The following is a 14,399-nucleotide window of genomic DNA, read 5'->3' as shown; positions in this document are numbered from 1 at the left end:
GTTTTTTAAAAAAATATACATTATATAGGTAACAAAAGATTAAGTCATTCATAACATATAGTAGCTAATTACCTAATAGGTAATTAAATACATTTAAAGGAGGTAGCTAAATGGCAGACATATATAAGTTAGGACAGTCCCAACAGGGGAATTTAGAAAAAGTTGGTCAAGAGATAAGATTGGATGTAGAGTTATCTAAAAATCCATTTTTAAATACTGGTTCAGTAGTAGGTATTGTTACTGATGACAATGGGAATCCGGTTCAAGGAGCTTTAGTAAAAATTATGGATCATGATTACAACCCACTTTATCATGCAGTTACAGATTCAGAAGGTAAATATTCAATAAGTGCAATACCTCCAAATTCTGAATACCATCTTTATGTAGTAAAATCAGGGTATTTTTTAAAAGAAGAGAGAAGCTTTTCAATAGTAGCAGGTCAAACAATAGAAATAAATTCAATAATAACACCTAATCCTAATGCACTTTTATCAACTATTACAGCTCATATATATGATGAATTGGGAAATCCGCTTGAAGGAGTAACAGCTAGTTTGCTACAAATTATTGATGGCAAAGAAGAAGTAGTTTCAGTTACTACTACTAATGAATATGGTCAATGTGCTTTTATAAATTTAGAATTGGGAAGTTATATAGGAAGAGCAACAAAACAGGGATACAATCCAATAGAAATTGAAATAAACATAACTAATCCAGGTTCAATAATAAATCTTCAAGGAACGATGGAAATATCTCCTACTCAATCTCAGGGAACTATAAATGGAGTTATAGAAGATGAAGATGGAAATCCTGTAGTTGGTGCAGTAGTTATATTATATCAGGTTACAGGAGATCCTGAAAATCCAAAATTGGTTCCTGTAAGATATACAAGAACAATATCTGGTGGAGCTTATTTATTTGGAGATGTTCCTCAAGGAAAATACGTTGTAAAAGCAAATAAAGAATTTTAATAAAGAGGTGATAATATGGCAGAAAATAAAGATATTTATAAATTAGGTCAGTCAGAACTTGGGTCTATAAAAGATATAGGTGAAGAGATTCGTATAGACTTAGAACTTGAAGATAATATTATAAGTGATTCGGGTACAGTTTATGGAAAAGTATTGGATAATGAAGGAGTGGTTTTAGAAGGTGTAACTATAAAAATAACAGATACAGATTATAATCCAAAATATCATGCTGTTACTGATGATACAGGACAGTATACAATAGAAGGAGTAGAAGCAGGAGTACAGTATCTTGTATTAGCAGTTAAAGATGGATATGGATTAAAACAAGGAACTCCATTTATAATGCAGAAATCACAACAAGTAGAAAGAGATTTTGTTATATCTCCTGATACAAGTGCATCAAGTAGTTTAATAGCAGGAGATGTAGTAGATATAGAAGGAAAATCACTTGAAGGTGTTACTGTAAGATTATACAACATTAATGATTCTCAACCGGTATTAGAAAGAACGACTTATACTAATGAATACGGCCAATTTGCATTTTTTGATATTCCACAGGGAATGTATGAAATAGTAGCATCTTTATTTGGGTATAAAGATAATAGAACTACATTAGTTATAGATGGACCAGGTCAAGTTAGAAATACAGTTATAAACATGGTTATAGATCCTTCAAGTAGAAATGGAACTATAAATGGAATCATAAAAGATAAAAATGGCGTTCCTGTTGAAAATGCGTATGTTATTTTATTTGAAGTAAGAGAAGATGAACAAGGCAAAGAAATATTAACTCCAATTAGAACTACTTGGACAAATAGTGAAGGATTATATTTGTTTGAGCAAGTACCACAAGGAAATTATAAAATTAAAGCAAATAAGACGAAAGAAACTTTATAAAATACAGTGGGTATGTATTGTACATACCCATTAAATATACGAGGTTGATTTTATGGATAAATATGTGTTAGGGCAATCTGAAACTGCTAAAATTACAGAAGAAAATAGAGAAGTTGTATTGAATTTAGAGTTAAAAAAGAATGAGTATGCAGATAATATTCTTATATATGGGTATATAAAAGATTTTAATGAAAATTCTATTGAAAATGTTGAAATAATTTTTTACGATAAATTTAATAAAAAAATAGGTTTGACATATAGTGATAGAGATGGTTTTTATATATTTTTTGGAGCAAAGTACAATACTGAAGTGAAAATAGTTGCTAAAAAGGAATGTTATAAAATCGATACAATTCATTTATTATTGTGTTCGCGAATAATTGAATTTGACATTTTTTTAGAAAAATCAAATTTATCGAATCTTTCTTTGATATCTGGACATTTAGTGGATGAAAACAATATTCCTTTGAAATACATTACTGTATATTTATTGAAAAGTATTTGTAATAATAAAAGTAAAGTATGTAAAGTTACTAAAACAAACATTTATGGACAATTTGTTTTTTCAGATATAGTAAGTGGGAAATATAAGGTGCTTATAAACGATTCTAAATATAATATATATAAAAGATGTATTGAAGTTGAGCAGGAACATAAAATTTATGATATAGATATAAAACTTAAAAAGAAAGAATTATGTACTAAAATAATAGGGCAGATTAGAGATGAAGATGGAAAAATAATAAAAAATGCTGTAGTAGTATTATATAGAGTTAAAGAAAATAAAAAATTAGAACCTGTTAAATACACTTTATGTAACAAAAATGGTATATATAAATTTTTAAATATTCCTTATGGAAACTATATAATAAAAGCTAAATTATAATTTTATTATTGATGCTTATTAAAAAAATCTAATACATGATCTATAAATTTTTTTTCAAGAGGAGTTGGGATTCTTTTTTTAGAGTATGTAAAATAAAAATTTCTTTTTAAATTAAGTTCTTTGATTTTATAGGATTTTAATATATTACAGTTAACGTAATCTGTAATCGATTTACTTGAAACTATAGAAAATCCAAGACCTGCTCTTACCATTTCTTTAATAGCTTCATTGCTTTCAACAAGAGCTATTATATTGAAATAATTTAAAGTTAAATTGTTTTTTTTAAGGTTTTTAATTATAATGTCTCTAGTGCCAGAACCTTCTTTTCTCATTATTAAATTTTTATTTTTGATAGATTTAATACTAATATAGTCGTTAGAAGAAGGTATTATATTATAATCATAAGGAGTTATTAACACAAGTTCGTCTTCGATTAAATCAATATATTCTATCTGAGGATTTGGAATTTTAGTTCCAACAAAACCAAAGTGTATTTTTTCATTTAATATTTCTTCTATTGCATCTTGAGAATCATAATGGCTTATAGTGAATTTAACATCTGAAAATTTTGCAGTAAAAGATTTTATAATTTTAGGTAATATATATGTTTCTGGAATAGAACTCGATGCAAGTTCTATTACTCCTTCTATTTTTCCTTCGTATTTTTTTAAATCATACAAAGCTTTTTTTCTGGAATTTAATATTTCAAGGGCGTGAGTGTATAAAATTTCTCCAGGTTTTGTTAAGGTTATATTTTTATTATTTCTATTAATTAATATAGTTCCAAGCTCTTTTTCAAGGTTTTGAATGTGGTTGCTAATAGTTGGCTGTGTTAAAAAAAGTTCTTTAGCAGCTTTTGAAAAACTTTTATGTTTAGCTATTACGATGAATGTTTCTAGTTGTTTAAAATCCATTTTTACTTCCTCCATTTAAATATATTATAATTATATCATACAGTTATAAACTGGTAAAAAGCAACATATTTTTTAAAAAAAGAAGGTGGTTTGTTGGATAAAAGTAAAATATCATCCCTTTTAAGAAAATCTGAAGGAGAAAAACTCGATTATAAATTAAAAATAAGTTTAAATACTAATGGAGAAAAGAAAGAATTAGCTAAAGATATTGCTGCGATAGCAAATACTCATGGTGGAAGAGGATATATAATATTTGGAGTAGAAGATAAAACCAAAAGAGTAGTAGGAATAGAAAAAGATGATTATATAGAAGAAAAGATACAGCAAATATTATCAAATAGGATAGATCCACCAGTTCCTATAAGGATGGAATATGTAGAATATGAAGGAAAAATACTGGGGATACTTACTATATTTAAAAGTTATCAAAGACCTCATCAATTAAGACAAAATGGAACTTTTTATATAAGGAGGGGTTCTACTACTGATGTAGCAAGGAGATATGAAGTTGCACTTATGTTTCAAGAAAGCGGGATAATAAATCTTGAAATGATGCCTATTTATGAAAGCAAATTGGATGAAATAGATGAAAAATTAGTATATGATTATTGTAAAAAAATAAATTTAAAAGAAGAGATATCTATTGAATTACTTGAAAACATAGGAATATGCGTAAAAACAGAAGAAGGAAAGTATTATCCTAGTTTAGGAGGGCTTTTAGTATTTGGGAAACACCCTCAAATACATATACTAGGATCTTCTATAAAAGTTATTAATGATATTGAAAAAGAAAGTATAGTTAAAATTTTTCATGGAAATATAATGTATATGTTGGATGAAGTTGAATTTTATTTGAAAAATTCACTTAAGTATTATAATTATCCAGTAGAAGGGTTGTATGAATGTATTAGAAACAGCTTAGTTCATAGAGATTATTTTGATTTTAGTAGAGAAATAGTTGTTTATTTAGGAAAAAACAAGGTAGAAATAAATAATCCTGGTGTTTTAATGACTGAAGATACGATAAGTTCTATTTTGAAAGAGAAAAATCCTTCAAGAAGAAATAATTGGATATATCAAAGACTTTTAATATTAGATGATAAAATGAGATTTTTGGGAAGTGGAATGGGATTTAATAGAATTAAAAAATCTTTTGAAAATATAGGGAATGTGAAATTTTTTAATATATACAAGAGAAATTTGTTTAGAGTTATACTACCGGGAGTAAAATATAAGAAAGGGTTTTAACGAGATTAATAAAAATTCGTTAAAACCCTTCTGATTTGGTGCCGGTGGTGGGACTCGAACCCACACGTCATTGCTGACAACGGATTTTGAGTCCGCCCCGTCTGCCAATTCCAGCACACCGGCGAGTTACAAGAAATATAATATCATAGAAGGTAAAAAATTTCAATACCCTTTTTACAATTTTATTTTTTTGTTATAATACAGTAAGAATGAGTTATATTACTATGGAGAGTGATTATATTGAATAAAAGACTTGTTATAATAGATGGGAATTCTTTGATGAATAGAGCTTTTTATGCTCTTCCAGATCTCATGAATAAAGAAGGATTACATACAAATGCTATATATGGATTTACAACAATGTTATTTAAAATAATAGATAATTATAACCCTACACATATAAGTGTAGCTTTTGATTTAAAAGCTCCAACATTTAGACATAAACAATATGAAGATTATAAAGCAGGAAGAAAGAAAATGCCTGATGAATTGAGAATGCAAGTTGAGCCTTTAAAAGAACTTTTAGATGCTTTTAATATACATAGACTTGAAATAGAGGGATTTGAAGCCGATGATATAATAGGTACAGTATCACAATTTGCAGAAAAAGAAGGTTTTGAAGTTTTTATAGTTACTGGAGATAAAGATGCAATTCAGCTTGCTTCAAATAATACTAAAGTTTTGATAACTAAGAAAGGACTTAGCGAACTTGAGGAATATGATTACGATGAAGTTTTAAAGAAATATGAATTAACACCATTTCAACTTATAGACCTTAAAGGGCTTATGGGAGATAAATCAGATAATATACCGGGGGTTCCAGGAATAGGTGAAAAGACGGGAATAAAACTTTTAAAGGAATTTAATAGCATTGAAAATTTAGTACAAAATATAGATAAATTAAAAGGGAGTGTAAAAAAGAAAATAGAAGAAAATATAGATTTGGCTTTAATGAGTAAACGTCTAGCAACTATAGTTAGAAATATACCTGTGGAAATAAATATAGATGCTTTAAAATTAGAAGATTGCGATGAAGAAAGAATAATAAAACTTTTTAATAAATTTGGATTTAATAGTTTAATAGGAAGAATAAGTAGTAATAAGAATAAGGAAAATAAAATTGTAAATGGAAAGTATATATCTTTTAAAGAAATTGACAGGTTAATAGAAGAAATAAAAAATAAAAAGTATATGATTTTAAAAACGGTATCAAAAGAAGGAGAACTTTTAGATGAAAATATAATTTATTTATTCATAACTTTAGATGGAGAAAATATATATTATATAAAAGAAAAAGAAAGTATTTTAAAACTAAAAGAAGTATTAGAATCTACAGATATTAAAAAGTATGGGTATAAATTAAAAGAAGATTATATATCTTTTAGAAGTTATAATATAATCCTTAAAAATATGAATTTTGATATAGCTATAGCAGAGTATTTAATAGATGCAACTAGCTCAAGTTATTCTCATGATAATATTGCAGCAAAGTATTTGGGTAAAAAGGTGGTATCTAAAGAAGAACTCTTAGGAAAAGGCAAGAATGCTAAAAAATATGAAGATTTAGATGAATATGTATTGATAGATTATTTCTCTAATATTTTAAATATAATTGTCAATGTAAAAGATAAAATGGAAGATAAAATAAGAGAATACAATATGGAAAAACTTTTTTATGATGTTGAGATACCTTTGATTGAAGTCTTGGGATATATGGAATTTGAAGGTTTTAAGGTGGATATAGAAAAACTTGAGGAGTTAAAAGAAGAATATACATTGTTAATTGCTAATTTAGAAAAAGATATATATAGTTTAGCAGGAGAAGAATTCAATATAAATTCTCCTAAACAGTTAGGAGTAATTTTGTTTGAAAAATTGAATTTACCTATAATAAAAAAGACCAAAACAGGATATTCTACAAATGCTGAAGTTCTTGAAAAATTAAAGAATGAACATCCAATAATAGAAAAAATTTCTGAGTATAGACAAATAGTTAAGTTAAAAACTACATATGTAGATGGGTTACTCAATATAATAAATAGAAAAAGTGGTAGAATTCATTCTTCTTTTAATCAAACTATTACTACTACTGGTAGAATTTCATCGACTGAACCTAATCTTCAAAATATACCTGTTAGACTTGAAATTGGTAGAAATTTAAGAAAAGTATTTATATCAGATGAAAAGCATGTACTTTTAGATGCGGATTATTCTCAAATAGAACTTAGAGTACTTGCCCATATATGTAAAGATGAAGATTTGATTGATGCTTTTTTAAGAGAAGAAGATATTCATACAAGTACTGCTGCTAAAGTTTTTGATGTAGACGTAAAAGATGTTACAAGTGAAATGAGAAATGCCGCAAAAGCTGTGAATTTTGGTATAATATATGGAATTAGTGATTTTGGATTATCTAAAAATTTAAATATACCTGTTAAAAAAGCAAAAGAATATATAGATAATTATTTTAATAAATATCCTAAAGTAAGAGAATACATGGATAATGTAGTAGATAATGCCAAAAAAAATGGATATGTTACTACTATTTTAAATAGAAGAAGGTATATTCCTGAAATTAATTCTAAGAATTTTGTGATTAAAAATTTAGGTAAAAGGCTTGCTATGAATACTCCTATTCAAGGTAGTGCTGCAGATATTATAAAAATTGCCATGGTAAATGTTTTTAATAAATTAAATGAAAAGAAATTGAGATCTAAACTGATACTTCAAGTTCATGATGAACTTATTATAGAAGCACATGAAAGTGAAGTTGATATAGTGAAAGATATATTAAAAACAGAAATGGAAAAAGCCCTACAGATGAGTGTTCCTTTAAAAGTAGATTTAAGTTTAGGAAAGTCGTGGTATGAAGCTAAGTAGGTGAAAATATGAAGGTAATAGGTCTTACAGGTTCGATAGGAAGTGGAAAAAGCACAGTATCTAACATACTGGCGAAAAAAAATATAAGTATTATTGACGCTGATAAAATTTCCAGAGAAATATTAAATAAAGGAAATACTCTTCAGGAGATTTTTGATTGTTTTGGAGATGAGATTAAAAATTCAGATGGCAGTTTGAATAGAAAAAAATTAGGAAATATTGTTTTTTCTGATGAAAGTAAACTTGTGAAGTTAAATTCTATAACTCATCCGAAAATAAAAGAAGAAATAAAAGATAAAATAAATTTTTATAAAAACAAAGGAGAAAAAATTATAATACTCGATGCTCCTCTTCTTATAGAAGCAAATTTAATTGATATGGTTGATTTAATATTGCTTATTGTGTGTAGTGAAGAAATTCAAATTAAAAGGATAATGAGTAGGGATAATATATCAAGGCAAGAAGCTATTTTAAGAATAAATGCTCAAATGAGTGTTGATGAAAAGAAAAAGTATGCAGATTATATAATAGATAATTCATATACAGTAGATGAACTTAAAATAGAGATAGAAAAATTTTTAGATAGCTTGGAGGATGTAAAAATTGAATAAAAAAAAATATTTTATTGGTTGCATAATTATTTTATGTTTTATTATAGGGGGATTATTTAATATAAAAAAGTTTTTAAAAATAATATACCCTATTCACTATGAGGAATATGTGTATAAATATTCAAAAGAATATAGTATAGACCCTTATCTTGTTTTTGCTATAATAAAGACAGAAAGTAAATTTTTTCCTTATGCAAAATCTCATAAAAACGCAAGAGGTCTTATGCAAATTAGTGAAGGAACACAAAAGTGGGCCATGGAAGAACTTGGCATGGAAAATTTAAATATTTTTGATCCTCAAGCAAATATAAAAGTAGGGTGTTGGTATATAAATAAGCTTTTTGAACAATTTAAAGATATAGATTTAGTAATAGCTGCATATAATGGAGGTTCTGGAAACGTAAATAAATGGTTAAAAGATGAGAGATATAGTTATAATGGAATAAATTTAACTAATATTCCGTTTAAAGAAACAAAGAAATATGTTGAGAAGGTAAAAAAATATTATAAAATATATAAAATTCTTTATGCAGAAAGAGGAGAAACCGATGAGGAAATTAAAAATTATTGTTCTTTTAATTGTTGTTGTTTTTCTTTTTGGGTGTAGTTCTGATGAAAATGAATTAAATGGTTATTTGGAAAATGCACATTTACAATTAGAAAATTTAATGCCTAAAGAAGGTGGTAAAATAAGTATTTCTGTAGTAGAATTTAAAACTTTAAATCCTCTTTTAAATAAAGAAAAGTCTTTAGATTATGCATTAAAATTAGTATATGATAGTTTATTTACATTAGATGAAAATTACAATGTAGTTCCAAAACTTGTTGATAGTTATAGTTTTTCACCGGATGGGACTATTTTAAATATAAATTTAAAAAAAGATATTATTTGGCATGATGGAGTAAAATTGACTTCTCGAGATGTTAAATTTACAGTGGATTTATTAAAATCACTTAATCAAAGTCCTTATTATACTTTAGTTTCAAATATATATTCTGTAGAAATATTATCAGACACTAGTTTTAATATTGTGTTTTTAAAACCTTATTCATTTTCGCTTGAAAATCTTTTGTTTCCTATACTTCCAAATCATAAATTAAATGGATTGGGTATAAATGATATAAAATTAGATGAAAATAATTTGATTGGATCTGGAATGTATAAGATACAAAAATATGAAAAGAGAAAATACATAGAGTTAGTTAAAAATGAAAATTATTATGATAAAAAACCTTATATAAATGAGATAAAAATGGTTATAGTTCCGGATAAACAAGCACAAGAAAGTATGCTTATATCTTTAGAAACAGATATTTGTCAAATAGACCAAATAATAAGTGGGAAATTTCCGGCAAAGAGATTTGATACTCAAAAATATAGAGGGCAAAATTATGAGTTTTTAGCTTTAAATTTTAATAATGAATATATAAAAGATTTAAATTTGAGAAAAGCACTTGCATATGTTATAGATAGAGAAAAAATATTGAAGGAAGTATATCTTAAAAAAGGGGAAATTGTAGAATTTCCTTTGAATTCTAATTCGAAATACTACAATAAAAATATAAAAAATTATAGTTATAATTTAGAAAAAGCTAGAGAATATTTAAACAAAACTCAATTTCAAGATATTAAATTTACACTTATTGTTGATCAAACAAATTTTGAAAGATTAAAAACAGCTTATATAATCAAGGAACAGTTACAGAATTTAAATATAAAATTAGAAGTATTAGAGCTTTCTTGGGAAGAAATTTTAAATAGACTTTCAGTTGGAGATTATGATATGGTATTGCTTGGATGGAAACTTCCTGTGGTTCCTGATCCTACATTTGCACTTTATCCTAATAATGTTACTAATTTTACGAATTATGTTGATCCTAATATGGACATTTTGGTTCATAAGTTATTGAATTCTGTAAAAGAAGAGGATAAGATTAAAAATTATTATGAACTTCAAAAATATGTAAAGGAAAATCTTCCGTTTATAAGTTTGCTTATAAGAGATGAAAATTTAGTATTTAACAATAAAATAAAAGGAAAATTAAATTCTAATAATTTTAATATATACAATGGAATTGAGAATATATTTGTAAAATACTAAAGGAGCTTTTATTAGCTCCTTTTTATAATAAACTATTGACTTAGATGAAAAAAACAATTAAAATAATGTTGTACAATTTAATATGCGGATGTGGTGGAATCGGCAGACGCGCTATCTTGAGGGGGTAGTGAGCAAATGCTCGTGTGGGTTCAAATCCCACCATCCGCACCAGTTATATAAAGGCCTAAGGGCCTTTTTTTGTATAAAAAATTATGTTAGTTTTCACCAACACTAAATATTATAGACCCAAGAAAATCTTCTAGGCCTCATATATATTATTCTTTTTTCTGAAAATATAGGTACAACTAGACAATTAAAACAGCCATGGCTTAAAATGATTAATAAAACTTAAACAAGATTGATTAAAAATCAACATTATATTGTATAATACTTTATATGAGAAGTGATATTGCTAAAATATCTATAAAAGAAAATTACAATAAAAAAAGAAGGATTAAGAGAGGTTTGTTTAAATCAAATAAAGGGATATTAATTAATGCAGACTTAAATGGAGCTTATCAAATAGTAAAAAAAGTATTCCCCAAAGCATTTGCAGAGGGGATAGAGGGTGTAGGGTTACACCCGGTCAGAGTAGATGTTTAACATTGACTGATAAATAGTTTTATTAAAATTTTTAATGTAACTTATAAATTTTAATAAAATTAATAACCTAAGTTATAGTTTGTAAAAAGATTTATAAAGGCCTAAGGGCCTTTTTTTGTATAAAAAATTATGTTAGTTTTTGCTAATGTTTGAATATTGTAGAATTTTAAAAAATTGCAATAATATGTTGAAAAATATCGAAAATATGCCGATTATTAAATTGAAGTTAATATACATATGAAAGGAGAGGTGTATAATGAATAAAAGAATGATATCTTTGATTTTAGCAGGATCATTAATGGTTCCAACTAGTTCTTTTGCTATGATGAATAACAAACAAGATTTTAAACAAGTAAGCATTAGACAACATAAGGAAGATGATAAAAGGGATAGGTTGAGAAAAGATAAGAAACATGAAATGGAAAAAAAGATAAAAAGAGAAACAAATGAAAAATTGAAAAATGATAAGAATGAGGAAGTAAAACATAGGCTCGAAAAAGAAATGGAAGAAAAGATTAAGCGTGAAAAAATTGAAGAAAAAATAAAATCAAAAATAGAAGAAGAAATAAAGGAAGAAATGAAAGATAAAATCAAAGAAAAGAAGAGAGAAGAAATAAGAAAAGAAATAATTGAAAAAATGAAGAAAGAAATGGAAGAAAAAATAAAACAGGAATTTAAAGATCAAATGGATGATAAAGTAAAAAGAGAAATGATTAAAAAAATAAAAAAAGAAATAAGGGAAAATTTAAAAAATAAATTAAAAAAAGAGAGAAGGGAACAAATAAAAGCATTAAAAAAAGCAGCAAAAGAAGCTTATAATCGAGAAGAACTTGCTAAAATTGAAGAAACTATTAAAAAATTAAAAGAAAAATATCCAAATGTAAAAGTTTTACCTGTAGAAAATATAATTTCTAAAAAAATGAATTTCAAATTTGATACTCCACCGGTTGTTAAAGAAGGAAGAACTTTACTTCCGGTAAGAGCTATATCTGAAGGATTAAAAGCTGATATTTCGTGGAATGAGGAGAGTAAGGAAATTACTATAACAAAGGATGGTAAGAATATAGTACTAAAAATAGGCAGTGATATAGCTATAGTAGATGGAAAAAAAGTTAAACTTGATTCAAAAGCTGAGATAATGAGTGGAAGAACTGTTGTCCCTTTGAGATTTGTAGCTGAGAATTTAGGGCTTAAAGTTAAATGGGATCCAGATGAACAATCAATAGAAATAGAAGATCAAGATGAACAAACTATAGATGAAATAACAACTGAAGAAGGTATTGAAACGGAATTAGAAAGTGAATTATTAGACGGAATAGAAAATACTGAAATGGATAAACAGATAAAAGAAGAATCTATAGAAAGTAATATTAATTAAAAAATAAATATTACCTCATACCTTATAAGGTATGAGGTAATAAAAATGTAGAAATTATAAAAAAAATGTTGACTTATTGGTAAATTTATTATAAATTAATATTGTAATATAGTTTAAGGGGATGTTTTAAAATTCTATGCAAACGCTTGCATTAAATAATAAAATAATATTTTATTATTTAATATTTTTTTAAATTTTGTGCAAGCGCTTGCATAGAATGTAAAGAAAGGAGATTTATTTTATGAAGAAGGCATGGTGGAAAGAGTCTGTTGCTTATCAAATATATCCAAGGAGTTTTATGGATTCAAATAAGGATGGAATTGGTGATTTACAAGGTATTATATCAAAATTAGATTATTTGAAGGATTTAGGGATTGATGTTATTTGGATTTGTCCAATGTATAAATCGCCAAATGATGATAATGGATATGATATAAGTGATTATCAAGATATTATGGATGAATTTGGTACAATGGACGATTTTGATGAGCTTTTAAATGAAGTTCATAAGAGAGGTATGAAACTTATAATTGATTTAGTTATTAATCATACAAGTGATGAACATCCATGGTTTATTGAATCTCGTTCTTCAAAAAATAATCCAAAACGTGATTGGTATATATGGCGTGATGGAAAAAATGGAGAAGAGCCTAATAATTGGGAAAGTATTTTTGGGGGTTCTGCTTGGGAATATGATGAAAATACTGATCAGTATTTCTTGCATTTGTTTTCTAAAAAACAGCCAGATTTAAACTGGGAAAATTCTGAAGTAAGAAAAGCTATTTATAATATGATTAATTGGTGGTTAGACAAAGGTATTGATGGTTTTAGAGTTGATGCTATTAGTCATATAAAAAAAGAAGAAGGATTAAAGGATATGCCTAATCCAAAAGGACTTAAATATGTTCCTTCATTTGATAAACATATGAATGTAGAAGGAATTCATGAATATCTTGAAGAACTAAAATATAATACTTTTTCAAAATATGACATAATGACAGTTGGTGAAGCTAATGGTGTCAAGGTTGAAGATGCAGAGCTTTGGGTTGGTGAACAAAAAGGTAAATTTAATATGGTTTTTCAATTTGAACATTTGGATTTATGGGATGCTGAAACTAATAAAGAGTTGGATATTATAGGTTTGAAAAAGGTTTTCACAAAGTGGCAAAAAGGTCTTGAAGGAAAAGGTTGGAATGCATTATATATTGAAAATCATGACATACCACGTGCTGTTTCTACTTGGGGAAATGATAAAAAATATTGGCGTGAAAGTGCAACATCATTGGCTGTTATGTATTTTATGATGCAAGGAACACCTTTTATTTATCAAGGTCAAGAAATTGGTATGACTAATGTTAAGTTTGAAAGTATTGAAGATTACAATGATGTGAGAACAAAAAATATGTACTATATTAAAAAGGATCAAGGTATATCTTATGAAGATATAATGAATGTTGTTTGGGCAACTTCAAGAGATAATGCTCGTACGCCTATGCAGTGGGATGAATCTGAAAATGCAGGTTTTACAACTGCAACGCCATGGCTTAAAATTAATCCAAACTACAAAGAAATTAATGTAGCAAAACAACAAAAAGATCCTAATTCTATATTGAATTTTTATAAGAAGATGATTCGCATTAGGAAAGAAAATGAAATATTTACATATGGAAAATATGATCTTATTTTAGAAAATGATGAGCAAATTTATGCTTATATAAGAACTTTTGATAATCAAAAAGCAGTTGTTATTTGTAATTTAACAGATAGAGAAGCTTTATATGATTATGATAATTTTAAATTAAAATATAATGGATTATTATTATCTAATTATACTGTTGGATATCATGATGATATAACAAAATTTGTACTAAAAGCATATGAAGCAAGAGTTTACAGTATTGTCTAATCA

At 26.4% G+C, this 14,399-nt stretch carries 12 protein-coding genes and 2 tRNA genes; 12 read left to right on the top strand and 2 right to left on the bottom strand.

What is annotated here, in order from left to right; all coding sequences use genetic code 11:
• Positions 1 to 110: 110 nt before the first annotated feature.
• Genes BUA19_RS02110 through BUA19_RS02100 form a run of 3 tightly spaced genes read left to right on the top strand, consistent with a single transcriptional unit; the run spans position 111 to position 2,754 of the window.
• Positions 111 to 971, top strand: coding sequence for an MSCRAMM family protein (locus tag BUA19_RS02110; protein ID WP_072723238.1), 861 nt, complete (start codon positions 111 to 113; stop codon positions 969 to 971).
• Positions 972 to 986: 15 nt separating this feature from the next.
• Positions 987 to 1,868, top strand: a complete 882-nt coding sequence (locus tag BUA19_RS02105; RefSeq protein ID WP_072723237.1) for an MSCRAMM family protein — start codon at positions 987 to 989, stop codon at positions 1,866 to 1,868.
• Positions 1,869 to 1,920: 52 nt separating this feature from the next.
• Entirely contained in the window at positions 1,921 to 2,754 is an 834-nt protein-coding gene (locus BUA19_RS02100; protein ID WP_072723236.1) for a carboxypeptidase-like regulatory domain-containing protein, read from the top strand.
• A 5-nt stretch (positions 2,755 to 2,759) separates the two neighbouring features.
• Here BUA19_RS02100 and BUA19_RS02095 read toward each other — a convergent pair whose 3' ends face one another.
• The gene (locus BUA19_RS02095; RefSeq protein ID WP_072723235.1) at positions 2,760 to 3,668 is read right to left on the bottom strand and encodes a selenium metabolism-associated LysR family transcriptional regulator; all 909 of its coding nucleotides are present in this window, start codon (positions 3,666 to 3,668) and stop codon (positions 2,760 to 2,762) included.
• Positions 3,669 to 3,761: 93 nt separating this feature from the next.
• On the opposite strand from BUA19_RS02095, the gene BUA19_RS02090 reads away from it, so the two are divergent.
• Positions 3,762 to 4,916 carry an AlbA family DNA-binding domain-containing protein gene (locus tag BUA19_RS02090; RefSeq protein ID WP_072723234.1) on the top strand — a complete coding sequence of 385 codons (1,155 nt, stop codon included), beginning with the start codon at positions 3,762 to 3,764 and terminating at the stop codon, positions 4,914 to 4,916.
• A 36-nt stretch (positions 4,917 to 4,952) separates the two neighbouring features.
• Here the strand turns inward: BUA19_RS02090 and BUA19_RS02085 are convergent.
• Positions 4,953 to 5,039, bottom strand: a tRNA-Leu gene (locus BUA19_RS02085).
• Between the two features lie 117 nt (positions 5,040 to 5,156).
• On the opposite strand from BUA19_RS02085, the gene polA reads away from it, so the two are divergent.
• The 8 genes from polA (at position 5,157) to BUA19_RS02040 (ending at position 14,396) form a co-directional block, all read left to right on the top strand.
• The gene (gene polA, locus BUA19_RS02080; RefSeq protein WP_072723233.1) at positions 5,157 to 7,796 is read left to right on the top strand and encodes a DNA polymerase I; all 2,640 of its coding nucleotides are present in this window, start codon (positions 5,157 to 5,159) and stop codon (positions 7,794 to 7,796) included.
• Positions 7,797 to 7,804: 8 nt separating this feature from the next.
• On the top strand, positions 7,805 to 8,407 hold the full coding sequence (coaE, locus tag BUA19_RS02075) for a dephospho-CoA kinase (protein ID WP_072723232.1): 603 nt from the start codon (positions 7,805 to 7,807) through the stop codon (positions 8,405 to 8,407).
• Entirely contained in the window at positions 8,400 to 9,014 is a 615-nt protein-coding gene (locus tag BUA19_RS02070) for a lytic transglycosylase domain-containing protein (RefSeq protein ID WP_072723231.1), read from the top strand. The genes coaE and BUA19_RS02070 overlap by 8 nt, the downstream gene beginning before the upstream one ends.
• Positions 8,956 to 10,509 carry an ABC transporter substrate-binding protein gene (locus BUA19_RS02065; RefSeq protein ID WP_072723230.1) on the top strand — a complete coding sequence of 518 codons (1,554 nt, stop codon included), beginning with the start codon at positions 8,956 to 8,958 and terminating at the stop codon, positions 10,507 to 10,509. The genes BUA19_RS02070 and BUA19_RS02065 overlap by 59 nt, the downstream gene beginning before the upstream one ends.
• A gap of 84 nt (positions 10,510 to 10,593) precedes the next feature.
• Positions 10,594 to 10,680: transfer RNA gene (locus BUA19_RS02060), tRNA-Leu, on the top strand.
• A 225-nt stretch (positions 10,681 to 10,905) separates the two neighbouring features.
• On the top strand, positions 10,906 to 11,112 hold the full coding sequence (locus tag BUA19_RS02055) for a hypothetical protein (RefSeq protein WP_207645964.1): 207 nt from the start codon (positions 10,906 to 10,908) through the stop codon (positions 11,110 to 11,112).
• A 256-nt stretch (positions 11,113 to 11,368) separates the two neighbouring features.
• Complete coding sequence (locus tag BUA19_RS02045) at positions 11,369 to 12,490, top strand: copper amine oxidase N-terminal domain-containing protein (protein ID WP_178137422.1); 1,122 nt, start codon at positions 11,369 to 11,371, stop codon at positions 12,488 to 12,490.
• Positions 12,491 to 12,731: 241 nt separating this feature from the next.
• Positions 12,732 to 14,396 carry a glycoside hydrolase family 13 protein gene (locus BUA19_RS02040; RefSeq protein ID WP_072723227.1) on the top strand — a complete coding sequence of 555 codons (1,665 nt, stop codon included), beginning with the start codon at positions 12,732 to 12,734 and terminating at the stop codon, positions 14,394 to 14,396.
• Positions 14,397 to 14,399: the final 3 nt, after the last annotated feature.

Origin of the sequence: Tepidibacter thalassicus DSM 15285, from assembly GCF_900129915.1 — a bacterium.
Lineage (GTDB): Bacteria > Bacillota > Clostridia > Peptostreptococcales > Peptostreptococcaceae > Tepidibacter > Tepidibacter thalassicus.
This window is presented reverse-complemented; position numbering and strand designations above follow the sequence as displayed.

Bases quoted from the DNA above. Each gene is read 5' to 3' on its own strand.
- BUA19_RS02095 (WP_072723235.1), bottom strand. From the start codon at position 3,668: ATGGATTTTAAACAACTAGAAACATTCATCGTAATAGCTAAACATAAA.
- BUA19_RS02105 (WP_072723237.1), top strand. From the start codon at position 987: ATGGCAGAAAATAAAGATATTTATAAATTAGGTCAGTCAGAACTTGGG.
- BUA19_RS02040 (WP_072723227.1), top strand. From the start codon at position 12,732: ATGAAGAAGGCATGGTGGAAAGAGTCTGTTGCTTATCAAATATATCCA.
- coaE (WP_072723232.1), top strand. From the start codon at position 7,805: ATGAAGGTAATAGGTCTTACAGGTTCGATAGGAAGTGGAAAAAGCACA.
- BUA19_RS02110 (WP_072723238.1), top strand. From the start codon at position 111: ATGGCAGACATATATAAGTTAGGACAGTCCCAACAGGGGAATTTAGAA.
- BUA19_RS02065 (WP_072723230.1), top strand. From the start codon at position 8,956: ATGAGGAAATTAAAAATTATTGTTCTTTTAATTGTTGTTGTTTTTCTT.
- BUA19_RS02055 (WP_207645964.1), top strand. From the start codon at position 10,906: ATGAGAAGTGATATTGCTAAAATATCTATAAAAGAAAATTACAATAAA.
- BUA19_RS02100 (WP_072723236.1), top strand. From the start codon at position 1,921: ATGGATAAATATGTGTTAGGGCAATCTGAAACTGCTAAAATTACAGAA.
- BUA19_RS02045 (WP_178137422.1), top strand. From the start codon at position 11,369: ATGAATAAAAGAATGATATCTTTGATTTTAGCAGGATCATTAATGGTT.